The 26,537-nt window shown below is 64.3% G+C and carries 31 protein-coding genes and 1 pseudogene; 21 read left to right on the forward strand and 11 right to left on the reverse strand.

Going from position 1 to position 26,537, the window contains the following annotated elements:
• Positions 1–27: 27 nt before the first annotated feature.
• A pseudogene (locus tag G6N38_RS04790) lies at positions 28–171 on the reverse strand (VOC family protein); the annotation flags it as partial.
• Positions 172–288: 117 nt separating this feature from the next.
• Here G6N38_RS04790 and G6N38_RS04795 point away from each other — a divergent pair.
• Positions 289–1,158, forward strand: coding sequence for an alpha/beta fold hydrolase (locus G6N38_RS04795; RefSeq protein WP_407662932.1), 870 nt, complete (start codon positions 289–291; stop codon positions 1,156–1,158).
• Here G6N38_RS04795 and G6N38_RS04800 read toward each other — a convergent pair.
• Positions 1,155–2,087, reverse strand: coding sequence for a 2-hydroxyacid dehydrogenase (locus G6N38_RS04800; RefSeq protein WP_163746489.1), 933 nt, complete (start codon positions 2,085–2,087; stop codon positions 1,155–1,157). The genes G6N38_RS04795 and G6N38_RS04800 overlap by 4 nt on opposite strands.
• Before the next feature lie 260 nt (positions 2,088–2,347).
• Here G6N38_RS04800 and G6N38_RS04805 point away from each other — a divergent pair, with 260 nt between their 5' ends.
• The 13 genes from G6N38_RS04805 (at position 2,348) to G6N38_RS04865 (ending at position 14,062) form a co-directional block, all read left to right on the forward strand.
• Complete coding sequence (locus tag G6N38_RS04805) at positions 2,348–3,139, forward strand: adenylate/guanylate cyclase domain-containing protein (RefSeq protein WP_163746490.1); 792 nt, start codon at positions 2,348–2,350, stop codon at positions 3,137–3,139.
• Between the two features lie 100 nt (positions 3,140–3,239).
• Positions 3,240–3,884, forward strand: a complete 645-nt coding sequence (locus G6N38_RS04810) for a GntR family transcriptional regulator (protein WP_197748118.1) — start codon at positions 3,240–3,242, stop codon at positions 3,882–3,884.
• A gap of 97 nt (positions 3,885–3,981) precedes the next feature.
• Positions 3,982–5,457 carry a sugar porter family MFS transporter gene (locus G6N38_RS04815; RefSeq protein WP_163746491.1) on the forward strand — a complete coding sequence of 492 codons (1,476 nt, stop codon included), beginning with the start codon at positions 3,982–3,984 and terminating at the stop codon, positions 5,455–5,457.
• Between the two features lie 2 nt (positions 5,458–5,459).
• Positions 5,460–6,263 (forward strand): SDR family NAD(P)-dependent oxidoreductase, encoded by an 804-nt coding sequence (locus G6N38_RS04820; protein ID WP_163746492.1) that lies wholly within the window; start codon positions 5,460–5,462, stop codon positions 6,261–6,263.
• Positions 6,264–6,278: 15 nt separating this feature from the next.
• Positions 6,279–6,650: a sensory rhodopsin transducer gene (locus G6N38_RS04825; protein WP_163746493.1), complete on the forward strand. Its 372-nt coding sequence runs from the start codon at positions 6,279–6,281 to the stop codon at positions 6,648–6,650.
• 74 nt (positions 6,651–6,724) lie between these two features.
• Positions 6,725–7,546 carry a transporter substrate-binding domain-containing protein gene (locus tag G6N38_RS04830; RefSeq protein ID WP_163746494.1) on the forward strand — a complete coding sequence of 274 codons (822 nt, stop codon included), beginning with the start codon at positions 6,725–6,727 and terminating at the stop codon, positions 7,544–7,546.
• A gap of 35 nt (positions 7,547–7,581) precedes the next feature.
• Complete coding sequence (locus G6N38_RS04835) at positions 7,582–8,244, forward strand: amino acid ABC transporter permease (protein ID WP_163746495.1); 663 nt, start codon at positions 7,582–7,584, stop codon at positions 8,242–8,244.
• On the forward strand, positions 8,244–8,954 hold the full coding sequence (locus G6N38_RS04840) for an amino acid ABC transporter permease (RefSeq protein ID WP_163746496.1): 711 nt from the start codon (positions 8,244–8,246) through the stop codon (positions 8,952–8,954). The genes G6N38_RS04835 and G6N38_RS04840 overlap by 1 nt, the downstream gene beginning before the upstream one ends.
• Positions 8,951–9,691, forward strand: a complete 741-nt coding sequence (locus G6N38_RS04845; RefSeq protein WP_179968481.1) for an amino acid ABC transporter ATP-binding protein — start codon at positions 8,951–8,953, stop codon at positions 9,689–9,691. The genes G6N38_RS04840 and G6N38_RS04845 overlap by 4 nt, the downstream gene beginning before the upstream one ends.
• A gap of 10 nt (positions 9,692–9,701) precedes the next feature.
• Positions 9,702–11,297, forward strand: coding sequence for an N-acyl-D-amino-acid deacylase family protein (locus G6N38_RS04850; protein WP_281357887.1), 1,596 nt, complete (start codon positions 9,702–9,704; stop codon positions 11,295–11,297).
• Positions 11,298–11,331: 34 nt separating this feature from the next.
• Positions 11,332–12,468: a mandelate racemase/muconate lactonizing enzyme family protein gene (locus G6N38_RS04855; RefSeq protein ID WP_163746498.1), complete on the forward strand. Its 1,137-nt coding sequence runs from the start codon at positions 11,332–11,334 to the stop codon at positions 12,466–12,468.
• Positions 12,469–12,473: 5 nt separating this feature from the next.
• Positions 12,474–13,094 carry a bifunctional 4-hydroxy-2-oxoglutarate aldolase/2-dehydro-3-deoxy-phosphogluconate aldolase gene (locus G6N38_RS04860; RefSeq protein ID WP_163746499.1) on the forward strand — a complete coding sequence of 207 codons (621 nt, stop codon included), beginning with the start codon at positions 12,474–12,476 and terminating at the stop codon, positions 13,092–13,094.
• On the forward strand, positions 13,091–14,062 hold the full coding sequence (locus G6N38_RS04865) for a sugar kinase (protein ID WP_246227701.1): 972 nt from the start codon (positions 13,091–13,093) through the stop codon (positions 14,060–14,062). Before G6N38_RS04860 ends, G6N38_RS04865 begins: the two co-directional genes overlap by 4 nt.
• 23 nt (positions 14,063–14,085) lie before the next feature.
• On the opposite strand, the gene G6N38_RS30190 is transcribed toward G6N38_RS04865, so the two are convergent.
• Entirely contained in the window at positions 14,086–14,262 is a 177-nt protein-coding gene (locus tag G6N38_RS30190) for a hypothetical protein (protein ID WP_170314149.1), read from the reverse strand.
• A gap of 37 nt (positions 14,263–14,299) precedes the next feature.
• Here G6N38_RS30190 and G6N38_RS04870 point away from each other — a divergent pair, with 37 nt between their 5' ends.
• Positions 14,300–14,980, forward strand: coding sequence for a guanylate cyclase (locus tag G6N38_RS04870; protein ID WP_163751811.1), 681 nt, complete (start codon positions 14,300–14,302; stop codon positions 14,978–14,980).
• Positions 14,981–14,992: 12 nt separating this feature from the next.
• On the opposite strand, the gene G6N38_RS04875 is transcribed toward G6N38_RS04870, so the two are convergent.
• The 4 genes from G6N38_RS04875 to G6N38_RS04890 form a co-directional block, all read right to left on the reverse strand.
• A complete protein-coding gene (locus tag G6N38_RS04875) occupies positions 14,993–15,289 on the reverse strand; it encodes a hypothetical protein (protein ID WP_163746500.1) in 297 nt (98 codons plus the stop codon).
• Positions 15,290–15,323: 34 nt separating this feature from the next.
• The gene (locus G6N38_RS04880) at positions 15,324–15,848 is read right to left on the reverse strand and encodes a DUF1942 domain-containing protein (RefSeq protein ID WP_163746501.1); all 525 of its coding nucleotides are present in this window, start codon (positions 15,846–15,848) and stop codon (positions 15,324–15,326) included.
• Between the two features lie 9 nt (positions 15,849–15,857).
• The gene (locus G6N38_RS04885; protein WP_163746502.1) at positions 15,858–16,268 is read right to left on the reverse strand and encodes a VOC family protein; all 411 of its coding nucleotides are present in this window, start codon (positions 16,266–16,268) and stop codon (positions 15,858–15,860) included.
• Between the two features lie 254 nt (positions 16,269–16,522).
• Positions 16,523–17,743: a sensor domain-containing phosphodiesterase gene (locus G6N38_RS04890; protein WP_163746503.1), complete on the reverse strand. Its 1,221-nt coding sequence runs from the start codon at positions 17,741–17,743 to the stop codon at positions 16,523–16,525.
• Positions 17,744–17,987: 244 nt separating this feature from the next.
• Between G6N38_RS04890 and G6N38_RS04895 the strand changes: the two genes are divergently transcribed.
• The 4 genes from G6N38_RS04895 to G6N38_RS04905 all read left to right on the forward strand — a co-directional run bounded on the left by G6N38_RS04895 (position 17,988) and on the right by G6N38_RS04905 (position 22,223).
• Positions 17,988–20,726: a winged helix-turn-helix domain-containing protein gene (locus G6N38_RS04895; protein ID WP_163746504.1), complete on the forward strand. Its 2,739-nt coding sequence runs from the start codon at positions 17,988–17,990 to the stop codon at positions 20,724–20,726.
• A 67-nt stretch (positions 20,727–20,793) separates the two neighbouring features.
• A complete protein-coding gene (locus G6N38_RS04900) occupies positions 20,794–21,474 on the forward strand; it encodes a class I SAM-dependent methyltransferase (RefSeq protein ID WP_246227703.1) in 681 nt (226 codons plus the stop codon).
• A 33-nt stretch (positions 21,475–21,507) separates the two neighbouring features.
• Entirely contained in the window at positions 21,508–21,630 is a 123-nt protein-coding gene (locus G6N38_RS30965) for a hypothetical protein (protein ID WP_281357888.1), read from the forward strand.
• Positions 21,631–21,842: 212 nt separating this feature from the next.
• Positions 21,843–22,223, forward strand: a complete 381-nt coding sequence (locus G6N38_RS04905) for a nuclear transport factor 2 family protein (RefSeq protein ID WP_163746506.1) — start codon at positions 21,843–21,845, stop codon at positions 22,221–22,223.
• Between the two features lie 4 nt (positions 22,224–22,227).
• Here G6N38_RS04905 and G6N38_RS04910 read toward each other — a convergent pair whose 3' ends face one another.
• Positions 22,228–22,791 (reverse strand): dihydrofolate reductase family protein, encoded by a 564-nt coding sequence (locus G6N38_RS04910; protein WP_163746507.1) that lies wholly within the window; start codon positions 22,789–22,791, stop codon positions 22,228–22,230.
• 158 nt (positions 22,792–22,949) lie between these two features.
• Here G6N38_RS04910 and G6N38_RS04915 point away from each other — a divergent pair, with 158 nt between their 5' ends.
• Positions 22,950–23,498: a P-loop nucleotide/nucleoside kinase family protein gene (locus G6N38_RS04915; RefSeq protein ID WP_163746508.1), complete on the forward strand. Its 549-nt coding sequence runs from the start codon at positions 22,950–22,952 to the stop codon at positions 23,496–23,498.
• Positions 23,499–23,671: 173 nt separating this feature from the next.
• Here the strand turns inward: G6N38_RS04915 and G6N38_RS04920 are convergent, their stop codons facing one another.
• Positions 23,672–24,037 (reverse strand): zinc ribbon domain-containing protein YjdM, encoded by a 366-nt coding sequence (locus G6N38_RS04920; protein ID WP_163746509.1) that lies wholly within the window; start codon positions 24,035–24,037, stop codon positions 23,672–23,674.
• Between the two features lie 366 nt (positions 24,038–24,403).
• Here G6N38_RS04920 and G6N38_RS04925 point away from each other — a divergent pair, with 366 nt between their 5' ends.
• Positions 24,404–24,736 carry a VOC family protein gene (locus G6N38_RS04925; RefSeq protein WP_246227705.1) on the forward strand — a complete coding sequence of 111 codons (333 nt, stop codon included), beginning with the start codon at positions 24,404–24,406 and terminating at the stop codon, positions 24,734–24,736.
• Positions 24,737–24,777: 41 nt separating this feature from the next.
• Here G6N38_RS04925 and G6N38_RS04930 read toward each other — a convergent pair whose 3' ends face one another.
• Together G6N38_RS04930 and ychF are read right to left on the reverse strand one after the other, a co-directional pair.
• Positions 24,778–25,347 (reverse strand): GNAT family N-acetyltransferase, encoded by a 570-nt coding sequence (locus tag G6N38_RS04930; RefSeq protein ID WP_163746510.1) that lies wholly within the window; start codon positions 25,345–25,347, stop codon positions 24,778–24,780.
• A 21-nt stretch (positions 25,348–25,368) separates the two neighbouring features.
• A complete protein-coding gene (gene ychF / locus G6N38_RS04935) occupies positions 25,369–26,448 on the reverse strand; it encodes a redox-regulated ATPase YchF (protein ID WP_163746511.1) in 1,080 nt (359 codons plus the stop codon).
• Positions 26,449–26,537: the final 89 nt, after the last annotated feature.

Genomic DNA, 26,537 nt, shown 5'->3' on the forward strand with positions numbered 1-26,537 from the left:
GGCTACCGGTAGGCCCTGTGAGCGCCGTCACGGGTGCGCTGCGGCGGCCTCCAGATCGGCGATCACGATTTTGCGCATCCCGAGCATGGCGGTGGTCGCGGCGGCCGCCCGGGCCGGATCCGGGTCGCACAGCAGCTGGTAAAGCCGGGTGGGCACCACCTGCCTGCTCAGCGCTCGGTGGGCACGGATGGTCTCCTCTGTTCGGTCTCGATGGGGTTGACCCGTCGGGGTGCCGAAAGTCATCGCGGACGCCGCTGAGTAACGTGCTGTTGAGGTTCGGCCGAGAGGATGCCCGTGAGCAGCGCAAAGAGCGGTTCCCAGACCGTCGAGTTCCGGGGCGACAAAGCGCTCACCCTGGTGGCCGACGAATGGAACCGCGACGCCCCGGAGATCGCCGACCGGCCGACGATCCTGATGCTGCACGGTGGTGGCCAGAACAGGTTCTCCTGGAAGAACACCGGGCAGGTGCTGGCCGACCACGGCTTCCACGTGATCGCGCTGGACGCTCGCGGACACGGCGACAGCGACCGGGCGCCCAACGCCGAGTACACCGTGGACGCGCTGTCGGCCGACGTGCTGCTGGTGCTCGAGCAGATCGGCCGGCCGGTGGTGTTGATCGGAGCCAGCATGGGCGGGCTGACCGGCATTCTGGTCGCCGAGCACGCCGGGTCTGCAAAGGTCACCAAGCTGGTGCTGGTCGATGTGGTGCCGCGCTTCGAGAAGGGCGGCAGCGCCCGGATCCGGGACTTCATGTTCAGCCATGTGCACGGCTTCGAGAACCTGCAGCAGGCTGCCGACGCCATCGCCGAATATTTGCCGCACCGGAAGAGGCCGAAGAACCTCGACGGCCTCAAGAAGAACCTGCGGCTGCGCGACGGCCGGTGGTTCTGGCACTGGGATCCCGCGTTCCTGACCGCCCCCGACGACGATCCGTTCGCTCGGGTCGAGCGCCTCGAGCAGGCTGCCATCGATCTGACCATCCCGATCCTGCTGATCCGCGGGAAGCTCTCCGATGTTGTCAGCGCCGAAGGGGTTCAGGATTTCTTGACGAAGGTGCCGCACGCGGAATTCGTCGAACTCGCCGATGCCGGCCACACCGCCGCAGGCGACGATAACGACGCCTTCAGCGAGGCCGTCGTCTCGTTCGTCACCCGCTAGACCGGCGTGACCAGCTGCCCGCTGGTCAGGAACTCCTCCAGGTTGCGCATCGCCACCGTGGCCATGGCCGTTCGGGTTCGGGCGGTCGCGCTGCCCACGTGTGGCAGCAGCACGACGTTGTCGAGTTCGGCCAACGCGGCAGGCACGGTCGGTTCGTTCGCGTAGACATCCAGCCCGGCGCCGGCCAACCCACCGGCGGTGAGCAACTCGATCAGCGCGTCCTGGTCGACGACGCTGCCGCGGGCGATGTTGACCAGGTAGCCCTGCGGGCCGAGTGCCTCCAGAACCTCGCGGTTCACCAGGTGCGCAGAGTCCGGTCCACCTGCGGTGGCGACCACCAGGACGTCGACGGACGCGGCCAGCTCCACCGGTGAAGCGGCGTAGCGGAGTGGGCTGTCAGGGATCGCGTTGCGGTTGTGATAGGCGATGGCACAGTCGAATCCGAGCAGCCGGGTGGCGATCGCCGAGCCGATCCGGCCCAGGCCCAGGATGCCGACCCGGCTGCCGGTGACGTCACGGGTGTACGGGAACGGTCCCTGCGCTGCCCAGCGCCCGGCGCGCACATAGCGGTCGGCGGCGGCGAATCCCCGCAGGGTGTCGAGGATCAGGCCAAGCGCGGTGTCGGCGACGGTGTCGCTGAGCACGTCGGGGGTATTGCTCACCCCGATCCCCCGCGCGCGGGCCGCGTTGAGGTCGATGGCGTCGACACCGGCTCCGAAGTTCACGATGGCGCGCAGCTGCGGCAGTGCGTCCATCAGCGCGGCGTCGACGCCGGGTCGCCCGCCGCACACGATCACCGTGACAGCATCGGCGTGCTGGCGCAGGAAGTCGGCCCGTTCGGGCGCTGCCGGTAACCGCAATGGGGTGTGCGCGGCGGTGAGTTGCTGTTCCAGTGCCGGTTCGAGCCTGCCGACGACGAGGATGGCCATGTAGCCAGTGTGCTACAGCCGAACAGGCACCGTCGCGTGTCGTTCATCGGTGAGTATCTCGAATATCGCCCGCCCAGATGCGAGGAGTTCGGTATCACAACCGTTGCTGGACAGGGTGATTCGGTGGGGCGTCTTGCGACTGCATGGTGGCGTGAGCCAGACCGTCTGGGCCCGATCCGGGTGATTGGCACGGAGGAATCTGCTCTCGTGGTAGGGAGGCATCATCAGTTCAGGATTCTCGACCGGAGGGCGGCGCAGGAGTGGGTTGGACGATCGCGGCGGCGGTATTGGCGGTGCTTGCCGTGGCCGAGGCCGTAGCGCTGGTCGTGCTGCGCGCACGCCTGCGGGCCAGCGAGCGCGAGGCCGAGGAGATGCGGGGGCGCCTGGACACCCGCAACATGCTGTGGACGGGCGGTCGGGAGGCAGTCAAGACCGTGTGGCAGACCGCCAACCTGGTGCGCACCCAGGGCTTCGGTGGTGCGGTGCGGTCCTCGATCGAGGAGCTTGCCGACTGGGCCGACGTCGAGCGCCCGGACCTGGCCCGGCTGGCCCCCGACGGCAAGTTGGTGGTGATGTTCTCCGACATCGAGGAGTCCACCGCACTCAACGAACGCATCGGCGACCGAGCGTGGGTCAAGCTCATCGGCAGTCACGATCGGCTGGTCCGTCGGCTGGTCAAGGCGTTTGACGGCCATGTCGTCAAGAGCCAGGGCGATGGGTTCATGGTGGCCTTCGCCGATCCGACAGCCGCAGTGAGCTGCGCGGTGGCGATGCAGCGCGCGCTGGAGCGCGATGCAAAACGGGCGCGGCACAACAGAATTCGGGTACGAATCGGAATCCACATGGGTAAGTCGGTGCTGCGCGGCGATGACGTGTTCGGCCGCAACGTGGCGATGGCGGCCCGCGTCGCCGGCCAGGCCGACGGTGGCGAGATCCTGGTCAGCGAATCGGTACGCACCGCGGTGGGCGGCAGGCACGATTTCGACGCGGGCCGGGAGGTCGAGCTGAAAGGTTTCGCCGGAACGCATCGGCTCTACGCCGTGTCGACCTAGCCCGGCCGTCTCAGGACACGTATCACGCGCTCCTGCAGATTGTCGTCAATTGTCAGCAATCATGCGCTGTAGACTGAACGCCCAGGAGAGAGGTGGGTACGTGGCCGAGATTCGTGCATCGTTGAAGAACGACTCGCGAAGGCATCGCGTCGCGCAGATTCTTCGCCAGGAAATCGTTGCCGGCAGGCTCAGGCCGCGGGACAAATTGGTGGAAAGCGACCTGGCCGATCAATTGGGGACCAGTCGCGGACCAATACGCGAAGCGCTTCGGCAGCTCGAACAAGAAGGCCTCGTCGTCTCCTACCCGTACCGCGGTACCGAGGTTCTGGGGGTCACCGACGAAGAGGTCCACGACATCCTGGTACCGATCCGTTTGACACTAGAGAAATTCGCCATCACCCACGGCCTCGAAAACATGCCTGACACGGTCTTTGACCGCCTGGCCTCCATCGTCGATCTGATGGCGGACGCCGCCAACCGCGGCAGCTTGGACCTGCTGGCAGATCTCGACGTGCAGTTCCACCAAACCCTTATCGACTCATCGGGCCACGAGCATTCGCCACAGCTCTGGAGCGTGATCCAGCCGCGGGTGTGGGCCTACTTCCGTCGCGATGCACGCCGTCATGCCTCGGCACATGACATCGTCGATCAACATGCTCACCTCCTGGAAGTCCTGCGCCGCCGCGACGTCTCGGCAGCCGTCGCCGCCTTGACGGCGCACGTACACGACCTGCCAGGTAGCTGAATCCTCGTTCGCAGAGCCTCCTTTGAGTGATTGACAATTGTTGACAATCAACTATATGGTCCACGCCACACGTTGTTGACAATTCGGAGGCGAGCCCATGCCCGAAGTGACCCCCGTTGTACACACCACGCCAGCCGGCGTGGGCGAGCCGACTCATCTGCCACGACGCGTGGTGCTGATCTCGATTGCCGCCGCCATCGGTGGCTTCTTGTTCGGGTTCGACACGGCGATCATCAATGGCGCGGTTGACGCCATCACGAAGACGTTCGACCTCAGCAGCGCCATGCTCGGCGCCGTCGTCGCCGTAACCCTTGGTGGTGCAGCGGGCGGAGCGGCGGCAGCGGGCTGGATCGCCGATCGACTCGGTCGCCGCCCCGCCATGCTGATTTCCGCTGTGGTCTTCTGCGCATCAAGCGTCGGCTGCGCCTTGTCGTCGTCTCCGGGCGCATTGGTGGGATGGCGCCTGACGACGGGGATCGCTGTCGGCATGGCGTCGGTACTCGCGCCGCTGTACATCTCCGAGATCGCCCCCGCCGCGCGACGCGGAGTCTTGTCCTCGCTGCAGCAAATGGCAATTGTCCTAGGGATATTCACCGCGTTGCTGTGGTCGGCGATGATCGCCGACCTGCTCAACGGCGCCGACGCAGCCGAGCTGCTTGGACTTCCCGCATGGCGGTGGATGTTCCTCGCGGGCGTTGTTCCCGCCGCTCTTTACGGTCTTTTCGCCTTGGTGATTCCCGAATCGCCACGTCATCTGGTCGCTACGGGAAAACTGGGGGCGGCGAGTCAGACGATCCAACGTTTGTTCGCGAGCGCACCGTCAGCCGCGTCCGAACAGGTGAGCCGGATCGCCGCCACCCTGTCGGCGGATGTCAAGCCTCGATTCCGTGATGTGCTCAGCTCGCGAACAGGGCTTCTGCCACTGGTGTGGGTGGGGGTCGGCATCGCAGCGTGCCAGGCCCTGGTCGGCATCGACGTGATCTTCTACTACTCCACCTCGCTGTGGAACAGCGTCGGGTTCGGCGAATCGGCGGCGTTCTCCCTCTCGGTGGCGTCGTCTGTGGTCAACGTCGTAGCGACCATCGTGGCGATTCTGCTGATCGACCGCGTGGGACGACGACGCCTGTTGCTGGTCGGGTCAGCGGGGATGGCCGTCAGTCTCGTGGTCGTCGCTATCGGATTCAGCCGCGCGGTTCTCAACGGAGACGGTCATCTCGCCCTTCCGTCACCGTGGGGCGTCACCACCCTGATCGCCGCCAACGTCTTTGTCGTGTTTTTTGCGGCGTCGTGGGGTCCGGCAGTGTGGGTGCTCCTGGGTGAGATGTTCCCCAATAACATTCGTGCCGCGGCACTTTCATTGTCTGCAGCCGCCAACTGGGTAGCCGGCATCGCCGTGAATCTCACCTTCCCGACATTGCGGGAGATTTCACTTCCCTTCAGCTACAGCCTGTATGCGTTCTTCGCCGTGGTGTCCGGAGTTGTCGTGTATCTGGGAGTCCGCGAAACCGCCGGCCGTGAACTCGAAGAAATGACCACCGAACTTCCACTGACTGACCGCGGAACGGACGTATGAACATGCGCAGCAACCTCATCATCACCGGCGCTGCCGGGGGCATCGGCCGGGCAACCGCACTGCTGTGTGCCGAGCACGGCATGGGGCTGACCCTGATCGATCTCCATCGCCAGGCTATCGAGCCGGTCGCTCGCGAGGCACGCGAACGCGGTGCCGGCGACGTATTGTCGATCAGCTGCGACGTCAGTGTGGAGACACAGATCGGCGAATCCATCGCCGCCAGCGTAGAACGTCTCGGGCCCCCGACAGGCCTGGTGGCCAGCGCCGGAATCGAGATCAACGCGCCAGCACATCAACTGAATCTGGTTGACTGGCAACGCACTCTCGATGTGAATCTCACTGGGGCGTTCCTGGTCTGCAAGTACACGCTCGCAGCGATGGTCGACGATGCGACGAGCGGGGTTGGCGCGGGGCGATCCATCGTCTTGGTGTCCTCACCGGCGGCGCTGGTGGGTTTCGCCGGCGGCGGGAACACCGCGTATGCAGCCTCCAAAGGAGGCGTGTCGGCCATGACGCGGGCTCTGGCACTGGACTATGCCGACCACGACATCCGCGTCAATGCCGTGGTCCCCGGCAGCACCGACACCGACCTGCTGTACGCGGGCGTCTCCCCAGCGGACCTGCCAGACAAGCGCGCTGCCATCAGCAACGCGGCCCGCGAACAAATACCGCTGAGGCGCCTCGCCGACCCTCGTGAAATCGCGCACGCCATCCACTGGCTGCTGTCCCCACACTCGTCCTATGTCACCGGCTCACACCTGATGTGCGATGGCGGCCTTATGGCCAAGAGCGCCAACACTTTCTAGAAGGGAAACAGCTCCATGTCTCTCGGAGTCACCACCTGGGTCCTCGTCGACGGTTACATCCCGCCCACCAGCACGGGACCCGAACCGGGGATGACCAGCCACGACACCGTTTGTATTCTCAACACCGGAGATTCCGACGCCGCCGTCGAGCTCACCATCTACTTCAAAGACCGCGAACCGGCAGGGCCCTACCGTCTGCGCGTGGCCGCTCGCCGCACCCACCACCAACGGTTCAACGACCTGTGTGATCCCGAGCCCATGCCCGTTGACGCCGACTTCTCCTGCGTCGTGACCAGTGACCGACCGGTCGTCGTGCAGCAGACACGACTGGATTCCCGACAAGCCGAAAATGCGTTGATGACCACGATCGCGTTCCCCATTCCCTGAACGCCGAGGCCATAAACAGCCCGGCACCGGTCAACATCATTCGATACCAACAGTTCCCAGCGAAAAGGAGCACCATGACAAGGACAACGCGACTCCTGGTTGCCGTACTGGCTGCCCTCGCGCTGACCGTAACGGCAGCGTGTACATCGTCAAACCAGGCCGGCACGAACAACGGACAGCCGAGCACGCTGACAAAGATCTTGAGCACCAAGAAGATCACCATCGGGGTCTTCGCCGACGCACCGCCCTACGGGGTCATGACTAGCACCGGCCAATACGAGGGATTCGACATCGATCGGGCAAAAGCCCTGGCCAAATCCCTCAATGCCGAAGTCGACTTCGTCGGCACCACCAACGCCAGCCGCATCCCCATGCTCGAAACCGGGAAAGTCGATGTTGTCATCGCGGCGCTCACCAATCTCGATGAGCGAGCCCAGGTGGTGGCCCTCACGCGTCCATACGCCACCGAAGGCCAACTGGTTGTTGTGCCGGCCGACAGCCCGATTCGCAGCTACGCCGATCTGGCCGGACGCACCGTGGCCGCAACACGCGGCAGCGTCCCGGCGACAATCTTGGCCGCTCAGTTCCCCGAGGCGAAAGCAACCCTGTTCGAAGCCGTCGCCGACTCCATCCAAGCCCTTCGCAGCGGAAAGGTCGACGCGTTGATGGAGAGCACCTCCGTGGTCGCCGACATCCGCAAGAGCCAGGGCGGCGCCGTCCGTGTCCTCGACGCGCCCGCACTGGCACCATCGTTGGTGTCGTTCGGCGCCAAGATGGGCGACCAGATCTGGCTGAACTACCTGAACAACTTCATCATGAACTACAACATCAGCCAGCCCGCCAACGATTCTTACCAAAAGTGGCTCGGGATGGACGTCCCCGACCTCATCAAGTAGACAGGAGCACCGTCGAAGAACGCCTCGGATAACCCATGCAGCTCTACTACGGCGATCTCATCCCCTACACCAGTGCACTCTTGCGCGGTCTGGGAATCAGCGTGGCCATCAGCGTCGCCGCCACACTCATCGGCGCAGCCCTGGGCATTCTCGTTTACGCGGCCCGCCAAGCCTCCTGGCGCCCCTTGCGGTGGACAGCCGCGGGATACATCGAAATCATCCGCAACACGCCTCTGCTGCTGCAGTTGTATCTCATCTATTTTGCGCTGCCACAGGTTGGAGTCAATTTCGATCCGATCACTGCTGGAGTGATTGCACTCAGTATTAACAATTCTGGGTACCTCGCTGAAATCTATCGGGCGGGTTTTCGGTCGGTACCCAAAGGTCTGACCGAAGCCGCCGCCGCCCTCGGCATCAGCAGCCGGGACACCTTCTGGCGAGTGCTGCTGCCGCCAGCCTTACGAAATGTACTGCCCGCCATCACTAATCAGACCATTCTGTTGTTCCTTGCTTCGTCGATCACCTCTGTGGTGGCCGTACCAGACCTCACACACGTCATGATGGGCATCACCTCGACCACGTTCCGCACCATCGAAGCCTTCACTATCGGCGGGCTGCTCTACTTCTCTGTTGCGTTCATCATGGCCGCGCTGTCCCGACTGATCGAAACCCGCTTCATCAAGTGGAAGGTGGCGTGATGTTCCAGGAACTCAATGCCGATCACCTGTCCCTCATCTGGCGGGGCGCCGTCGTGACGGTCCAGATCTGCTTGCTGTCAGTTCTTTTCGGCGGTATCGGCGGGACGGTGATCGGGCTGATGAGCACTGGACCGGTCAAGCTGCTGCGTTGGATCGCGGCGATCTATGTCGCGTTGATCCGCGGTATACCAGTGCTGCTCATCATCTTCTTCGTCTACTTTGGTCTGCCCCTGCTCAATCCCGGCAGCAGCCTGCCCGAGTACTGGGCAGCCGTGATTGCGCTATCGGTGTTCGCCGCCGCGTACATCGCCGAACTGGTCCGCGGCAGCATTCAGGCCGTGCCCCGCGGCCAGTTCGAGGCGGCTCAGGCGCTGGGCATGTCGTACGCCCAACAGATGCGCTGGGTCGTGGTACCTCAGGCGGCGCGCATCATCATTCCCCCGGGCGTTGGGTTCCTCGTCGTATTGATCAAAGACAGCTCGCTGGTTGCCGTGATCGGGCTTGTCGAACTGACGCGCGCCGGCAACGTCGTCAGCTCGCTCACCGCCGATCCAATCCTGACCTATCTGATCGTCGGCCTGTTCTACTTCGTGATCTGTTTCGCGCTGTCGACGGCAGCACGCTGGTACGAGCAACGCCTTGGCGTACATGCTGCGCCGCCCGAGATCACCGATGCACTCGCCCTGACCACAGGAGCAAAATCTCAATGAGCAAACCAATTGTGGCTGTCACAGACCTACGCCTGAGCTTCGGTAAAACCGAAGTCTTGCATGGTGTTTCATGGACCGTCTCCGAGGGAGAAGTGGTGTGCATCATTGGCGCCTCGGGATCGGGCAAGAGCACACTGCTGCGTTGCATCAACGGCTTGGAGCGACCATCGGCGGGAACTGTGGTAGTCAATGGCCACACCTTGACACCGAACGAAACCTCAGCTGATCTGGCGACGGTCCGCCGCGATGTCGGCATGGTGTTTCAACATTTCAACCTCTTTCCCCACATGACCGTTATCGACAACATCACTCTTGCTCCGCGCCGAGTGCTGCAGCGCCCCAAACAGGAAGCCGAAGACCGCGCCCGCGATCTGCTTGATCGGGTAGGGCTCACCGAGAAGGCAAAGGTGTATCCCGACTCCCTATCCGGCGGTCAAGCGCAGCGAGTGGCGATCGCACGGGCCCTGGCGATGGATCCGGCAATCATGTTGTTCGACGAACCGACGTCGGCGCTCGATCCCGAGATCGTCGGTGAAGTACTCGCCGTGATGAAGGGTCTGGCCGCCGACGGAATGACGATGATCGTCGTCACACACGAGATGGGATTCGCCCGTGAGGTCGCCGATCGCGTCGTGTACATGGATGCCGGCACGATCATCGAGATCGGCTCTCCCGTTGAGGTATTCAGCGATCCGAAACAGGACCGAACCCGCGCCTTCCTCAGCAAGGTGCTCTGAGGTGTTCGCTGTGGACACCCTGCTTGTGGGCGGCGAGATCGTCGATGGCACCGGAAGCCAGCGACGGCGCTGCGATGTCGGGCTCTCGGGGGATCGCATCGCCTACATCGGCCTGTCCGATGATGTGACCGCTCGGCAGACGCTGGACTGTCGCGACATGATCGTCACTCCCGGGCTGATCGACCCACACAGCCACAGCGACTGGTCAGTACTGGGCAACGCCGACGCGATGAGCACCATCCACCAAGGAGTGACAACCGAGGTCGTCGGCAACTGTGGCGTGACCTACGCACCGCTCAGCGAGCACGACGTCGCCGGCGCGCGCGGCTCATTGCGTTCGATGGGGTACGACGGCCCCGTGGACTGGCGGAGTTTCCCAGACCTACTCACCCGAGTGCATTCGGCCGGCACAGCGCAGAATCTCATGTGGTTCGTCGGTCATACGGCCATCCGGGCCGCGGCTCACGGGCGCGCGGAAAGCGAGGGAATCGACGAAGAACGCGAACGCATCCGTCTGCTCGAAGAGGCGATGGATGCCGGCGCGATCGGACTGTCCAGTGGCTTGGAGTACGGGTCTGGCCGATTCTCCCGTACCGAGGAACTCGCGCAGCTGGCCCGCGTCGTCGGCCGGCGACATGGCATGTATGCCAGTCACATTCGAAACCGCGACCAAGGTCTCGGTGCCGCGGTCGACGAGTTCTTCAGCGTCGTTCACGCCGCGCAGGTTCGTGCGCAGCTATCGCACCTCAACGTGCGCCACAACACCGGCGCGCAACCCGGTGCATGGGAGCGCGCGGTCGAAGACGTGATGAAACAGCGCCGCAGCGGGATTGACGTCTTGGCCGATATGACCCCGTACCCGCATGGCATCGGGTTAGCGGCTGGACTGCTGCCGGGCTGGCTGGTTGAGCGGCCTGCCGCCGAGGCCGCCGCGCTGTTGAACGATCCGAAGATTCGGCACCGTGTCCGCCAGGACAGCGACAGATACTGGCGGTTCGTGCATGCGGGGCAGTGGGATCGTGTCCGGCTTGGGGTGAGCGCCACCCACCCGCACTGGCAGGGGCTGACCTTTCCCGAGATCGCACATCAGCAGGGTCAAGACGAATGGGACTGCCTCTTCGACGTCTTGGCCGCCGCAGGTGCTGATCTCGGTGGCGTACAGCTCATGGGTGAACTATTCACCGCCGAACACGTCGCCGAAGCAGTGCGCCACGATCACTTCCTGCTCGGCGTCGACGCGTTCACCACCCGCCACGACGGCCCACTCGCCGCTCGTACGCGCCACCCGCTCTTTTTCTACGGCCATACCCATTACCTGGCGCACCACGTTCCCGCAGGCACCCTCAGTCTGGAAGAGGCCGTACACAAAATGACCGGAATGGTGGCCGAGCACTTCGGTATTCGCGGGCGCGGGCACCTCGTCGTCGGTGCTCACGCCGATGTCGTGGTGTTCGATCCGGCCATCCTCGACCGAACAGACACCTGGAAAGTGCCACAGGGATACGCCGACGCGGCTCGACACGTCTGGGTCAACGGCACCCCAGTCGTCAGCGACGCAGTCCGTACCTCGCACCGGCCGGGACGGCAACTAACACAACACAACTGATTACCTCGACAACCCTTCGAAGGAGCACATCGTAGTGAACATCGTCCGTATCGAGACTTGCGGATTGCGCGGAGCCACACCGGAGGGCGGCTGGTCCAACGAACTCAAGCCCGACGACGTCGTACACACCCTGGTCGCCGTCCACACTGACACCGGGCTGATCGGAGTGGGAAGCGCATTCACCTCGCAGGCACTCGTCGACGCCGCCCTGGATCTGCTGCGCCCACAGCTGATCGGCGAGAACGCTCTCGAGGTGGAGCGGATTACCGAAACGCTGCACCAGGGGGCATTTTGGATGGGACGCGGCGGCGCCTTGACCCACGCCACCAGTGCCCTCGACATCGCCCTGTGGGACGTGGCCGGCCAGGCGCTGGGACAACCGGCAGGCAGACTCCTGGGCGGACGGCACCGCGAACGGGTGCGCCCATACGCATCGGTGCTGATGGACGAAGAGCCGACGATGACCGACAACCTCAGCCGTCTCGTCGATGCCGGATTCACCGCATTCAAGATCGGATGGTGGAAGTTCGGACGCGTCGACCGTGCCACCGACGAGCGCACCGTCGCGGCCGCGCGCAAGGCGGTCGGTGAGCATCTGTTGGCGGTCGATGCCGGCGGTTCGGAGGCTTTCTTCCCCGGGGATTTGTCGTGGGCGAAACGCACCGCTGACATGTTGGCCGACTACGACGTCGCCTGGTTTGAAGAGGCGCTGCCACCCGATGACGTCGACGGCTTCGCTCGGTTGCGGGCGTACTCGAAGGTACCGATCAGCGGCGGGGAGGTCCTGACCCGCAGGCAGTCGTTTGCACCGTACCTTCGGGCCGGCGCCTTCGACATCGTGCAACCGGACACCACCAAGGGTGGCGGTCTGAGCGAATCTCGCCGAATCGGCTGGGCCGCGCAGGACTACGGGATCCGGCTCATTCCGCACGGCTGGAACACCGCCATCGGGTTGGCCGCGGACCTGCAGCTGGCTTCGGCTCTGTCAGGGACAGACCTTGTCGAGTACAAGACCGGCTCGGCCTACATCGACGGTCTCGTCAGCGGCGGCTGGACCTTGGGCGCCGACGGCATGCTCGCAGTTCCCGCAGGCCCAGGATTGGGCGTTGAGCTCGACAGCGCCGCTCTTGGCCGTTACGGCACCAACCCCACTTTTGCCGATGCCCGGTGAGCAACGTGACAACGATATTCACCCAACCCGTCGTTCCGCTGGCGACGTTGACCTCACCAACGCAGGCCGACACGCTGGCCGACGGTTTGGTCGCCGGTGAACTGCCCGTCGTCGAGGTGACCTTGCGGCATGCCTACGGCCTTACCGCCATTGAGCGGTTAGCCGCCCGCGGGGATCTGATGGTCGGGGCGGGCACCGTGCGCACAGCGGTCGAGGCGCGGCAGGTGATCGAGTCGGGAGCGCAGTTCATCGTCACTCCTGGCCTTGACCCCGAAGTGGTCAGTGTCGCCCAGGACGTGGGCGTACCCATCATCCCCGGCGTCTTGACCGCTACCGAAGTGCTGGCCGCCCGGCGGTTGGGCGTCGATCACGTCAAGTTGTTTCCCGCCTCGAGCGTTGACGCACTCGCGATGCTCGACGCCTACGCCGATGTGTTCCCTGATGTCGGCTTCATGCCCTCGGCTGGGATGAGCGCGGCCAACATCAGCGAGTTCCTCAGTCGCCCTGCGGTCTTCGCTGTCAGCGGCAGCTGGATCGCCACCGCCGCACGTGACGGCGCCGCGGCGGTGACCACTTCGGCACGCGCCGCGCTAAGGGCAGCCCAATCAGCCAGAGCGGCAATGTGAGCGACGACATCCGGCGCTTCGACCTCGTCACCGTCGGTGAAAGCCTGGGGTTACTCACCGTGGAACGCCCTGGGCGTCTGCACAACGGAGCGGCAACCCGCCTCGGCTTCGGAGGCGCCGAGAGCAACGTCGCGATCGGCATCGCGCGTCTGGGCGGTCGCGCGGCATGGATAGGGCGCCTGGGCGCCGACGCCATCGGCGAACTCATCGTGCGGGAGCTGCGCGCCGAGAACGTCGCGCCCTACGCCGTCCACGATGCCGACCACGCGACATCGCTGATGCTCAAACAGCATCCGCAACCCAGGACCAGCCACATCACCTACTACCGGCGGGATCAAGCTGGCAGCCAGCTCAATCCCGCCGATCTTCCACCCGATGTCATCGAGAGTGCCAGCATCCTGCACGTAACCGGCATCTCTGCTGCGCTCGGCGAACAACCGAGGGCAACGATCCACGCCGCCATCGGCCGTGCCCGCGCAGCCGGCACCCAGGTCTCCTTCGACGTCAATCACCGTCAAACGCTCTGGCGGGACCCCGGTGAAGCCGCCACGATCTACCGCGATCTGCTGAGCCGAGCCGACATCGTCTTCGCCGGTGAAGACGAGGCCGAACTGGTCACCGGCGAGTCCGAACCGGGAGCCGCCCTGAGGGGGCTGCTGGATTTTGGAGCGCAGTGCGCCGTGCTCAAACGCGGAGCAAACGGCGCGATCGCGGGCAGCGCCGACGGAAGGTTCGAATCGGCGAATGCCCTGACCGTGCCCGTCGTCGACACCGTTGGCGCCGGCGACGCCTTCGTCGCCGGGTGGCTCATCGCCGCGGCCCGCTCCTCGCCACTGTCGAGCTGCCTGCAGACCGCGATCGCGTGCGGGGCATGGGCATGCACGAATGACGGTGATTGGGAAGGCGCCCCGACCAGCGATGACTTAGTTCGGCTGCGCGACGCCGGCGCAGACCCCGTCACGCGTTGATCGATGGGGTTCGGCTGTAGCGCCTAGTTCCCCTCGCCGGGCTGCGCCGCCGACGCCTCGGCACGCCGTTGGTGCAGCCGGGCCCGGATCTCGTCGGGTGTGTAGGCCTTGCGCTTGCGCTGGTCCCGCGCGACGAGAACACCGCCGGCGACGACGCCGGCCGCACCGGCGAGCCCGATCCACTTCCAGATATCGCGCATGCGATCACATTATGCTGCGCTGGTGACCGAGCACACCGTGTCGTTGACACAGGCGCTGAACGAGACCCGCACCGGTGACGTCTGGCTGTTCCGCGGCGGCTCGGGGCCGGACCGGGCGATCCAGACCCTGACCAACGCCCCCGTCAACCACGTCGGCATGACGGTGGCCATCGACGACCTGCCCCCGCTGATCTGGCACGCCGAGCTCGGCCACAAACTTCTGGACTTATGGACAGGCACCAATCACCGCGGGGTGCAACTCAACGACGCCGTCGAGGCCGTCGAACAATGGCTGCACCAATACGGCCAGCGCTGCTGGCTGCGCCAGCTCACCCCGCAGGTCACCCGCGAGCAGGAAGACCGCCTGCTGGAGGTGATCGCCAGGATGGACGGCACCCCGTTCCCCTCGACCGCTCGGCTGACCGGTCGCTGGCTGCGCGGCCGGCTCCCCACCGTCAGCGACTGGACCCGTGGTATCCCCCTCGTGCACAAGAAGGTTCGCGAGTCTGCCGAACGACGCAAAGTCGCCGAGCGAGAATTGGGGCTGCAGACGGCCTACTGTGCCGAGACGGTCGCCATCACCTACGAGGAGATGGGTTTGCTGACCACCGAGAAGAACGAGAACTGGTTCGACCCGGGACGATTCTGGAGCGGTGACGTCCTGCCGCTGATTGCGACCTATCGGCTTGGCGGCGAAATCCAAGTCGTTGCAGACTGATTGGCGGGGGCCCTAGCCGATACCGACGCCGATACCGACCGGTGCCTGCTGGCGCGAGCACGCCAAGTCGACGTAGACGGTGGTCGCGGTGGTGGACCCGCTCGGTGAGCTGTCCGGGTTATGGACGGCCACCACCCGGCATGAGGACAACGGAGCTCCGGTGTTGCCGTCGACCCAATTGATCGCGACGACGTAGCCCTGCGCCTGGAGCTGGTCGATGGTGTACTGCGCCGTGTCGGCCGAAGCTCCCGAAGCGAACACGATGGGGACCGCAGCCACCACGAGGATTGCCGCCACCGACCTGATCATCTTCACTACGATGCCGGACCCCGGGCGGGGACCGCTACCCCGTCGCCCACACCGCCAACAGCTTGCCCTTCGGATCGCGGAACATGATCGCGGTGATCGCCTTGCCCTCCGGGACGTCGTACGCGACGTGGGCGGCCAACTGCTGGCCCTGTGGAAGCTGTCCGGAAGTGATGCCTGGCTGGACCGCGCCGACGGCGGGTGCAATGTTCGAGCCGTCAGCGGCTCGCGCGACGAACCAGAACCCGTTGTAGGCGGTCGTGCCGGTCTTGGCGAGGATCGTCACGTCGACGGCGTACATCGTGCCCTTGGCCGGGACTATCTGCGCGTCGGGTGGCACCGGGCGCAGGTTGTCGACGGTGTAGGTCGCCACGCCGCCGTCCGCGGCGACGTCGACCGAGGTTCCGAAAGCGACCGCCTGCTGGGCGGGCGGCGCGGTCGAGGTGGCCGGCGCGCTGGTGGTGGCGGATTGGCCGGTGGAGCCCGAACCCCCACACCCCGCGGTGATGAGGGCGACGACAGTCACTCCGAGAAGCACCCCGGACACTCGTGTTCCACGCATTCGCGGATACTAGCGCGGCCCGGCGGCACCGAACTTCGCCCGGGCCTCGTCGGTGACCGGGGTGAACAGGTTGACGAGGTTGCCGTCCGGGTCGCGAAACAACAGCGCGCGGTTGCCCCACGGCATGGTTGTCGGTTCGGTCACGACGTCGTCGAGATGCTCTCGCAGGCGCTGATAATCGGCATCCACGTCGTGGACGATGAACTCCAGAATCGCGCTCCGGTTGGCTGCCGGTTCAGCGGATCCGACTCCAAACAGCGGCACCGTCTTGTCGCTGCCGATAGCCAGCGTGCCGATAGACGTGGGGATCTCGGCGAACAACTCATTGGCCCACACGGCGGCGACTCCGGTGACCAACTCGTAGAACTCGACCAGGCGTTTGACGTCGGCTGTGATGATGCGTGTCGAAATGAAACTCATTCCGGCGACGCTAGTGGCAGCCTCCGACAAGCAGCAGCTGGTTCGGGTCTCCCAGCAAAACATGTCAACCGGTAGAAGTTCCGTTTTGGCGGGACAGCCAACTTTGCCGAGTCGAATCACGACGCTGGACTTTCAGCAATGTCAATAAGTTTTGATAGTGGCCATAATCTGGAGCGGATTCACACTCTCGACAATCTCAGCAAACAAGAAACCATGGGACGGCACGGCCCCGGGCGCGTCTGTAGACGACGTAATCAGACCAGCCTGTCGAGTAGCGGGCGGGCCGCTGCGGTGACGCGTTGATGGTCGTAGGTGATCACCATGTCGAACCGCCGCTTCTCGCCATCGGTCGAATGTGGTGAGGGACTGGGCCGCTCGCGTGCGATCAACCCGCAGGCAGTTTCGGGGCCGAGCACCAGGATCGTCGATTCGCGCAAGAGCGGATCGTCGCGATCGAGAGTCACACCCCGAACCCGGGGACTGGCGGGCCAGTCCCGACCGAAGACGGCCACCAGTGGCGATCTTTCGGCGATGGCCGAGAACATCCGCTCGGTCTGCGGATCCAGATGTTCGTCCGGGTGTAGGGTCGCCAGCACAATCGGCGCGTTCTGCGCCGTGGCGGCGATACGGCCGATGTGGTGTGAAAGTGCGGTCACGGTCTGCTTGCGCACGGTCCGGGTGGGTAGGCCGGCGACGGCCAAATCCATCGCCGAGTCGTGTCCGACCGGTGCGGAGACGGTCCTACGTGCCGGCCACTCGAAAGGTTCCGGTCCACCCGTCACCTGCCCCGGCACGCCAAACCAATTGCCCTGGCCCAGAGTAGCGCCGTAGGCCAGTGCCTGTTCCAGATGTTCGGCGGTCTCGATGCCTTCGGCGCAGATGACGGCGCCGGTGCGCTCGTGGTGGGCGATGATCGCGGCGACGGTGCGGGCGAGCATCCGATCCGGTTGGCGCTGAACCAAGCCCATATCGAGCTTGAGGATGTCCGGCGCGACCACATCGAGCAGTACCAGCGAGTCAGGATGGGAGCCAATGTCATCCAATGCGATCGCGAAGCCCAGGGCGCGCAACGCAGCCACCTTGCGCAGCAATGCACGAGGGTTGGTCAGCAGTCCGCGTTCGGTGATCTCGAACGTGAGACGGAACGCGGCGGCCGCACGCATGACATCAGGCTCGACGGACGGAATGGGTGCCGCGGTCGCCGGTTCGCAATTGACCAGCAACAGCGCCCCAGGGGTGAAATCGCGCTGGAGGGCACCTTGAGCTGCAGCGCGGATGCACAGCGCATCGAGCCGATCAAGACCGCCGGTCTTCGCGGCGCGGTCGAAGATGTCCGTCGGCGAGGGATTACCCAACGCGGGCCAACGAGCCAGCGCCTCATAGCCCACAACGACTTCTGTGGGGAGCTCCACGACCTGCTGAAACACCGCGACCAGGCCCCTACCTTCGATGGCCTGGTCAATGAAGTCGGTCATGCCGTCCTAGGGTTGTGTGGCAGCCCATCTACGCACGTGCGGCGGAACTTGATGGGGTCAAGTTAGCTGCGGCAATGCCGTTTGACTGTGCCGCTACCCGAATTGCCTCTACCGACTACCCATCAGCAGCAAATTCCATACCACTGAGATGTGGCACTCGGTGGGGGAATATATCTGACATCATCAAACAGACCAGTACGCGCGACGGCGGCCAGGTCGGCAGCCACCAGGGGAGGCTAAGGGGATGCAGCCCAAGAGGCAGGCCGCTCCGGTCGTATCGACCAGATTGCGGGCACCGGCCTTGGACGACGGACTGATCGCCCGTAAGCGCCTCATCGATCTGCTGCGAGCGGGCAGCACCAAGCGGCTGGTATTGATCCACGGCCCAGCGGGTTTCGGCAAGACAACGTTGGCAGCGCAATGGCAGCGGGTGCTGAGCGCCGAAGGGGTGCCGGTCGCCTGGATCACGCTAGGCCGCGACGACAACGAAACCGGCTCGTTCCTCGGCCATCTCGTGGAGGCGGTTCGCCGGGTGGAACCTACTGTGGGCGCCGGGCTGGGCGGGCTGCTGGAACAAGAGTCCGACGACGCACAGCGCTACGTGCTGGCGGAGTTGGTCAACCAATGTGCCGCATACGGGCGGCCGCTGGCGATCGTGCTGGACGACTGGCATCTCATCGAAGGGCAAGGCGCGACAGCCGTATTGGAGTTCCTTCTCGACGTTGGACCCGATAATCTGCAGCTGATCGTGACGAGCCGAACCCGGGCACCGGCGATCGGACGACTCAGAGTTGGTAAGCAGGTCTACGAAATCGATGCCACTCAGCTTCGTTTCGACCAGAAGGAGTCGGCTGCCTTTCTGCTCGAACTCAACGCACTGGACCTCGACGTTGACGATGTGAACACGTTGTGGTCCAGCACCGAGGGGTGGGTGGCCGCATTGCAATTGGCCACCCTGTCGTTGCGCAACAGCCCTGACCCGACGGCTCTGATCCGCGACTTCTCCGGGCGTCATCACTCCATCGGTGACTACCTGGCCGAGAACGTCCTCGACACACTTCCCACTGACCTACTCGACTTCCTGCTGACAACCTCGATCTGCGAGCGTCTGTGCGGCGGGCTCGCCGCGGCTGTCAGCGGCCGGCCCCGCGGGCAGGCGATCCTCGAAGACCTCGAACGGCGAGGTCTGTTCCTGCGGCCACTGGACGACAACCGGGAGTGGTTTCGCTACCACCACCTGTTCGCCGGATACCTGCGCCAGCGGTTGGAACGCGATCACGGCGAGAAGATCGTCGACCTTCATCGCACTGCGGCGGCCTGGTTCAGCGAACAGGAGCTGTACAGCGAGGCGGTCACCCACGCACTCAATGCCGGAGACGGGCGCGCCGCGGTGGATCTGGTCGAGAACCAGGCCATGTCGCTGGTTGAGCACAGCCGGATGGCCACTCTGCTCGCGCTGGTGAACAAGCTGCCCAAGCCGCTACCCGCCGACCGACCACACCTGCACATCGGGATCGCCTGGGCCAACTGCCTTTTGCAACGCAGTGCGCAGGCTCAGGTCTCGCTCGACCTCGCGCGCTCCGCGCTGGGTTCGGTACCCGACAGCGCAACCGCGGACATCCTTGGCGAAGCCGATGTGGTGCAGGCATGCATCGATGTCTACGGCGATCGCATCGACCGCGCCGCAGATCTTGTTGCCCCCTTCCTCGTGGAGAATTCCGGATACCGGCCCTTCCTGGTCGCGGTGTCGGCCAATATCAGCACCTTCGCCGACATTCACAACTTCGCGTTCGACGCGGCCGAAGCGCGCCAGCGCTGGGCAACTCCGTTTCACGAAACCACCGCCGGGCCATTCGCCGGTGTGTACGGGCGCTGTTTCGCCGGCCTGGCCGCGTTCGCCCGGCTTGATCTCATCAGCGCCGAAAGTCGCTATGAAGAGGCCAGGGCGGTGGCCGAGCGCATGGCCGGTCAGCAGTCACACGCGGCCCGGCTTGCCGGCGCGCTACTCGGCCGGATGCACTATGAGCGCGGCGACATCGACACGGCGGAAACCCTTTTGGAGGAGTGTCACGAGCTGGGCGCGGAAAGCGGTGTCGCCGATTTCATGATCGCCACATACAGCACACTTGCCCGGATCAGAGTCCTTCGAGGCGATATCGATGACGCCATGGCGCTACTCGAAGAGGGAATCTATACCGCGCAACACCTTTCGATGCCCCGGCTGTCTGCTGCCCTTTATAACGACTGCGTCCGACTGCACCTGGCCGTCGGCGATATCGCCCGCGCCAAGGACGCACTCGCTCGCAGCGCCAACGACGTCGCCACGGGACAAGACGGCATCGCGTTCGCCATTCGCTATTACCAGCGCGGGATGCGCGCTCGAGTCTTACGGGTCGACAACGACTTCGACAATGCGCGGCGCATCGTCGCGGCGATGCGGGACGAGAGCAGAGCGGTCGGCTGGCGTTATGGGGAAATAACCACCAACCTCAAACTCGCAAAAGTCCTTTACCTCAGTGGAGATACCGCAGCCGCCACCGAGGTCTTGGTCCCCACACTGGTGACGGCCGCGCGATCGGGACTAGTCCGTACGGTCATCGATGCCGGGCCGGAAATACTCACGATGGTGGCTCAGCTTCGCGAGGCCAGCCGGATCAGCCGGCAGCCCGTCGGTCTTCCCGAGGTGCCGGCCAACTACCTGTCACGCCTGCTCGCGACCGCACACGCCGACGCCCGCAGCGCGGCGATTCCAGTCATCGCCCGCGTCGCCGATCGATCACCGCTGCCCGAAGAGCCGCTCAACGCACGGGAAATCGACATCCTGCTCCTGCTTGATCGTGGCCTGTCGAACAAGCAGATCGCCCGCAACCTCGGGGTCACCATCAACACCGTGAAGTGGTACCTCAAGAGCATCTACATCAAGCTCGGGGTCGGCAAGCGCGGCGATTCGATCGCCGAGGCGCGCCGGCGACACATCCTCTAAGAATTGCTCCTTGCCTGATCGGCAAATGTCCTTGCCAGCGTCGCATCGGCATCGGCACCATCGCGTTGTGACGTCAAACCCTTTCGATGACTCCGACCATGTCGCGATGTATGCCGAGCGCGCCGCGCGAATGGTGCCCGCATACCGGGACATTCACCGTCTGGCATCGGTCCTGATCGGCGAATATGCGCAGTCCGATGCCAGGATTCTGGTGCTCGGCGCAGGCGGAGGCCTGGAGACCAAGTCGTTCGCCGAAGCCCAGCTAGGTTGGACGTTCGACGCCGTGGATCCGTCGGCCGCCATGCTGGATCTCGCCACGCAGAACCTCGGAGCCCATGCGAGTCGGGTGCGCATGCACCACGGGTACATCGACGACGCGCCGCCCGGACCGTTCGCCGGCGCCACCAGTCTGCTGACGCTGCACTTCCTGACCTACGACCAACGGTGTCGCACCGCGGCACAGGTACGGCAACGACTCGCGCCTGGTGCACCGTTCGTCGTTGCGCACCTCAGCTTTCCGCAACGCGACGACGACGAGCGCGAGTTGTGGCTACGACGGCATGTTGCGAACCTCGTCGCGTCGGGTATCGACCCCGCCGTTGTCGACAAGGCCCGTGTCGCCATCGCGACGGAAGTTCCGGTCCTGTCACCAGAGCAAGACCGCGCTGTCCTGCTCGAAGCCGGCTTCACCGGCGTCACGGAGTTCTTCTCGGCGTTCACGTTCCGCGGGTGGGTCGGCTACGCCTGAACAAGCAGGATGTTCGCAGGTTCAGCTGATCGCATGGTTGGTGACGACTGCCACGACTACGGTCGACTCACCAACACCGGTCAGGAGCCCGCCATGCACAAAGCACCGATGACTCTCTACGCGGTACTGGCAATCGGGGTGACCACGCTGTGGTGACGACAAGTTGATCTGCTGTACACCGTTCGGCCCGGGGCGGACCGGGGGTGACCACTTCTGGTTCGCCGCCGAGTCGGCTGAGGCCCGTCAGTCCTGGTCCGACTGGCCCCACTCCCGCGACGTCGCGCGCTCGGGTATTCGCGACACCGCCACGATTCAACGGTTGGGCGCCTACCAGCCGAGCTGACTACTGCAGCAGGAAGGAAGTCACCATGCGCGACAACGACATTCGAGCCTCGCTAGAGGTCCACTGGGCCGCCTCCGATGCGAACGACTTCGACACCGAACACCGCATTTACCGGGCTGACGCGGTGCTTGAGTATCCGCAATCGGGTGAGCGAATCCGCGGCCGCGACCACATCCAAGCCTCACGCGCCGCACAGCCGAACGCTAAGCGGTTCACCGTGAAACGCATTCGCGGCGATGGCAACCTGTGGATCAGCGAACTCGTGCTGACCTACGACGGGCAGCCGTCCCATGTGGTGAGCATCATGGAGTTCGAGGACGGCGAGGTCGTGCACGAAACTCAGTACTTCGCCGACCCTTTTGTGCCCGGCCCATCACGGGCTCAGTGGGTCGAGCGGATGGACTGAGCGCTTAGCGAGGCACGTATCGCAGCTGGGCGGTGCCGTTGTCGAAGATTCTGTGCTCGGTAAGCCTCAGGTCGAGGTGCACGTCGTCGGGCAGCGCGCGCAGGCCACCGCCCACCATCTTCGGAACCACGAAGAACTGGAACTCGTCGACCACGCCGGCACGGATCGCCGGCGCCGCGACTGTGGGCCCGAAGATCTCGACGACGCCCGCGGCGTCATCGACGATCCTGCGCAACTCGTCCAGGCTCAGGCCGGGCAGCAGACGAACCCCTTCCGACCCGATCTCGTCGCGCGTCAGCGTCGCCGACACCACGATCTTGTCGATGTCCCGCCAGCGTCGGGCGAACTCCTGTTCTGCCGCGGTCCAGATCTCGTCGTCTGGATCGGTCTCCCAGTACTGCATCAGCGCGAACGTCTTGCGCCCCAACACCTCGGTCGACACCGTGGCCATCCGGTCCACATGGGTAGCGAACACGTCCCCATGCGGTGCCGACCACTGGAAGTCTCCGCTCGCATCTGCCGCATAGCCATCCAGGGATATCGTCGCGGTGTAGTTCAGGGTTCCCATACCAACCTCCTGGTGTTCATGACTTCCTCGTCAAGAATGCGACTGCCACCTATACAGACCTGCGGGACTCAGCTGTTTCATCGTGACGGTGCGACTTAAACGTCGGAGGCGGCGGATCCGACCGGCCGCGGGGTCGACCCCGCTCGTAGGATCCAGAGATGGCCGGCCGGAAGTCGACTCTCATCGTTCTGTCCGGACTCCCCGGCGTCGGGAAGACCACTCTCGCTCGCAGCCTGAGCGCGGCGATCAATGGAGTCCATCTCCGGCTCGACACGATCGAGGCAGCGCTGACCACTTCAGGGATCATCGAGCGAGTCGGAGGTTGGGACGCTTTTCCCGATGTCGGCTATCGAGTGGCTTGGTCACTCGCTCGCGATCATCTCGGCACAGGACACGATGTCGTGGCCGACAGCGTGAACCCACTCGCTATGACCAGACGCGCGTGGGCCGCTTGTGCGCAGGCCACCGGCTCGACGCTGATCGAGGTCGAGGTGTTCTGCAGTGACATCAACGTTCACAGGCGACGAGTCGAAGCGCGGGTTTCCGACCTCGACGGCCTGGCGGTTCCAACGTGGCGTCAGGTGGAAGAGCGGCTTTACGAGCCGTGGAGCGAGCCGATCTTGCGCGTTGACACGGTCGAGGGAATAGGCGAGGCAATCTCAACCATCGCCGCAAGGCTCGCCGCGTCCGAGCAATCGGCACGTTGAAGCAGCATTCAACTAAACGTTAACCGGGCGCTTTCCACTGCCTCCGCGCAACTCGCGAGTGTGGGCCGTGTGTACCGAAACCGCCCCCCACGCCAATCGCGCACATATCCCCCACACTCGGCGCATGGCAAACCGCTCCAGAGTGACGGTACCCGTCGGACAGTGCACCGCGTTCAGACGACCTTCTTGACCACGCTCGACTTGAGCTGCATGCGACCCAAACCGGGGACGTTTGCGTCGATATCGTGATCGCCGACGCCATCGGAGATGAGCCGGATTCCACGGACTTTCGTGCCAGCTTTGATGACCCCGCCACCGCCGCCCTTGACCTTCACGGTCGTCGCGACGATCACAGTGTCTCCGTCGGCGAGGACGTTGCCGACCGAGTCCTTGACCGCGGCCCCGGCGTGCACCGAATCGACATCGGACACCTCATCCGCCGACCATTCGTGACCGCACATCGGGCACACCAGGAGCGCCCCCTGCTCGTAGGTGAACGCCTCACCGCAGGCCGGGCACGGCGGCAACTGATCTGACATGTGGCGGATTCCTTGCTTGGGGGTGTGTCGCGGTCAGCGTTGACCACGTTAGAAACTAGCAGGTCACGACCATGAGGTACTTGACCAACGATTTCACCCATCGCGATATGAGACATCACGGCCGGCTGAACGTTGAACCGGAACTCGACCAGTTTGCGGCGCCGATAAACGTCCCAACAATGCGCGAGTGGTTGACAAGTACGGCCGTGGCGAACGTTGAGTGAGAACTCCCGCAGAAGAAGTGCGAGTGCGCCCCTGCGAGATTTCTCACTCAATGCAATATTGAAGTGTCGTGGAACCTCGAGGGGACAGATGATGGCAAACCGCTGGTCCGGAGTGACCATCGATTGCGTTGATCCCATTCGGATGTCGGCCTTTTGGGCCGCCCTGCTCGATATTCCAGCGTCGAGCGAGCACGGGGATGATCCGAACTGGGCGACTGTGGGCTCGCGCTCAGGGCCGTTTCCGCGACTCACCTTCCAGCGCGTACCCGAACCGAAAGCCGGAAAGGTACGCATCCACCTGGATGTGGAGGTCGATGAGATCGGCGCCGGCCGTCGGCAGATCGAGGAACTCGGCGGGCGCTTTACCGGCGTTCGGCATGACGACGACGAGGGGGTCGTACTGAACATGCTGGATCCCGAAGGACACGAGTTCTGCCTGGTCCAGTACTTCGACAGGCCCGCTGCTGAACATTGAACCGGAACTCGACGACATCGCGATTCACTGACACCGCTCCATCATTCAGACGCAGGGCGGAACATCGAGTAGACCACCGGCCCTTGCTCGATGGCCGTTGTTACCGTCACAGTGAATCCTGCGCGCTCATAGAGCCGAACGTTGCGTTCGTCTGATGTTTCCAAGGCGACACTGCTGGCACCGAGTCCGTCAATCACGGCCAGGCCAGTCTGGACCAGCGCACTCCCGAGACCTTCGCCCTGACTCCGTGGGTGTACACCGAGCGTGGCCAGACTCCAGGCGCTCTCCGGCGGAGTCGGAGTCTCTACCTGCGCAACGGCTGCAAGGCGCTGGCCATGCAACCTTGCCACCTGCTCCTGAAAGTCGGCGGTCGGGGGCGATGCAGCCGGAGGCAACAGCGCGATGACACCATGCATGTTGTCGCTGACGAGGACGACGCCCTGGTCCAGCGCGTAGCCCAGGTACAGCCGTTGAAGGCGTTCCAACCGATCCGCGTAACCATCCTCCGGAATAGACCATCGCGTCCAGGCATAGGCATCGAAGGCCGCGGCGAGTGTGCGGGCGGCGTCATCCAAATCCGCGGCTACAGCAGGTCTGATGTCGAATGCCATACTCACGCCTTCTGCTGCTGTCTAGACGTTGAACCGGAACTCGACCACGTCACCATCGGCCATGACGTAGTCCTTGCCCTCCATCCGGACCTTGCCCGCAGCTTTGGCCGCGGCCATCGTTCCGGCCTCCACCAAATCGTCGAAGGACACCACTTCGGCCTTGATGAAGCCCTTTTCGAAGTCGGTGTGGATCACGCCGGCCGCCTTGGGCGCGGTATCGCCCTGATGAATCGTCCACGCGCGGGCCTCTTTCGGCCCTGCAGTCAGGTAGGTCTGCAACTTCAACGTGTGAAAACCGGCCCGCGCCAACGCATCCAGCCCGCGTTCGGTCTGCCCGATCGACTCCAGCAGCTCGGCCGCGGACTCGTCGTCGAGCTCTTGAAGCTCCTCCTCGATCTTGGCGTCGAGGAACACCGCATCGGCCGGCGCAACCATCTCGCGCAATGACGCGATCCGTTCTGGGTCGGTGAGCACCGACTCATCACAGTTGAACACGTAGAGAAACGGCTTGGTGGTCAACAGGTTCAGCTCGCGCAGCAGCTCCGAATCCACCTTCTTGCCCGCGGCGAACATCGTTGTGCCGTCGTTCAGCACCTGCTGGGCAGCCACCGCCGCCTCGTGCACCGGCTTGCGGTCCTTGTTGTTGCGGGCTTCCTTCTCCAGCCGGGGCACCGCCTTCTCCAGCGTCTGCAGGTCGGCCAGGATCAGCTCGGTGTCGATCACCTCGATATCGGACTTCGGGTCCACCTTGCCGTCGACGTGGACGACGTCGTCGTCGGCGAACACCCGGACCACCTGACAGATCGCGTCACACTCACGGATGTTCGCCAGGAACTTGTTGCCCAGACCGGCCCCCTCGGAGGCACCCTTCACGATTCCGGCGATGTCGACGAAGGTGACCGGCGCGGGCAGGATCCGTTCGGAACCGAAGATCTCGGCCAGCTTGGTCAGCCGCGGATCCGGCAGCGGAACGACACCCTCGTTCGGCTCGATGGTGGCGAATGGATAGTTGGCTGCCAGCACGTTATTGCGGGTCAGCGCATTGAATAGGGTGGATTTCCCCACGTTGGGCAGACCGACGATTCCGAGGCTGAGGCTCACAGGGAACACAGTCTAGGAGAAAGCTCGCGCAGACCTGTCGGCTCGCGGCCCCGCCGACGGTCGACATTCGGTCGGAAACGGTACGGTCT

The sequence above is a fragment of the Mycolicibacterium helvum genome, assembly GCF_010731895.1.
GTDB classification, from domain to species: domain Bacteria; phylum Actinomycetota; class Actinomycetes; order Mycobacteriales; family Mycobacteriaceae; genus Mycobacterium; species Mycobacterium helvum.

Excerpts from the sequence above, each read along its gene's own strand:
- G6N38_RS04890 (WP_163746503.1), bottom strand. The coding sequence starts at position 17,743 with ATGACCGACTTCATTGACCAGGCCATCGAAGGTAGGGGCCTGGTCGCG.
- G6N38_RS04830 (WP_163746494.1), top strand. The coding sequence starts at position 6,725 with ATGACAAGGACAACGCGACTCCTGGTTGCCGTACTGGCTGCCCTCGCG.
- G6N38_RS04895 (WP_163746504.1), top strand. The coding sequence starts at position 17,988 with ATGCAGCCCAAGAGGCAGGCCGCTCCGGTCGTATCGACCAGATTGCGG.
- G6N38_RS04840 (WP_163746496.1), top strand. The coding sequence starts at position 8,244 with ATGTTCCAGGAACTCAATGCCGATCACCTGTCCCTCATCTGGCGGGGC.
- G6N38_RS04885 (WP_163746502.1), bottom strand. The coding sequence starts at position 16,268 with ATGAGTTTCATTTCGACACGCATCATCACAGCCGACGTCAAACGCCTG.
- G6N38_RS04915 (WP_163746508.1), top strand. The coding sequence starts at position 22,950 with ATGGCCGGCCGGAAGTCGACTCTCATCGTTCTGTCCGGACTCCCCGGC.
- G6N38_RS04800 (WP_163746489.1), bottom strand. The coding sequence starts at position 2,087 with ATGGCCATCCTCGTCGTCGGCAGGCTCGAACCGGCACTGGAACAGCAA.
- G6N38_RS04905 (WP_163746506.1), top strand. The coding sequence starts at position 21,843 with ATGCGCGACAACGACATTCGAGCCTCGCTAGAGGTCCACTGGGCCGCC.
- G6N38_RS04930 (WP_163746510.1), bottom strand. The coding sequence starts at position 25,347 with ATGGCATTCGACATCAGACCTGCTGTAGCCGCGGATTTGGATGACGCC.
- G6N38_RS04880 (WP_163746501.1), bottom strand. The coding sequence starts at position 15,848 with ATGCGTGGAACACGAGTGTCCGGGGTGCTTCTCGGAGTGACTGTCGTC.
- G6N38_RS30965 (WP_281357888.1), top strand. The coding sequence starts at position 21,508 with ATGGTTGGTGACGACTGCCACGACTACGGTCGACTCACCAACACCGGT.
- G6N38_RS04875 (WP_163746500.1), bottom strand. The coding sequence starts at position 15,289 with ATGATCAGGTCGGTGGCGGCAATCCTCGTGGTGGCTGCGGTCCCCATC.
- G6N38_RS04835 (WP_163746495.1), top strand. The coding sequence starts at position 7,582 with ATGCAGCTCTACTACGGCGATCTCATCCCCTACACCAGTGCACTCTTG.
- G6N38_RS04910 (WP_163746507.1), bottom strand. The coding sequence starts at position 22,791 with ATGGGAACCCTGAACTACACCGCGACGATATCCCTGGATGGCTATGCG.
- G6N38_RS04795 (WP_407662932.1), top strand. The coding sequence starts at position 289 with ATGCCCGTGAGCAGCGCAAAGAGCGGTTCCCAGACCGTCGAGTTCCGG.
- G6N38_RS04820 (WP_163746492.1), top strand. The coding sequence starts at position 5,460 with ATGCGCAGCAACCTCATCATCACCGGCGCTGCCGGGGGCATCGGCCGG.
- G6N38_RS30190 (WP_170314149.1), bottom strand. The coding sequence starts at position 14,262 with ATGCGCGATATCTGGAAGTGGATCGGGCTCGCCGGTGCGGCCGGCGTC.
- G6N38_RS04825 (WP_163746493.1), top strand. The coding sequence starts at position 6,279 with ATGTCTCTCGGAGTCACCACCTGGGTCCTCGTCGACGGTTACATCCCG.
- G6N38_RS04845 (WP_179968481.1), top strand. The coding sequence starts at position 8,951 with ATGAGCAAACCAATTGTGGCTGTCACAGACCTACGCCTGAGCTTCGGT.
- G6N38_RS04925 (WP_246227705.1), top strand. The coding sequence starts at position 24,404 with ATGTCGGCCTTTTGGGCCGCCCTGCTCGATATTCCAGCGTCGAGCGAG.
- G6N38_RS04920 (WP_163746509.1), bottom strand. The coding sequence starts at position 24,037 with ATGTCAGATCAGTTGCCGCCGTGCCCGGCCTGCGGTGAGGCGTTCACC.
- G6N38_RS04815 (WP_163746491.1), top strand. The coding sequence starts at position 3,982 with ATGCCCGAAGTGACCCCCGTTGTACACACCACGCCAGCCGGCGTGGGC.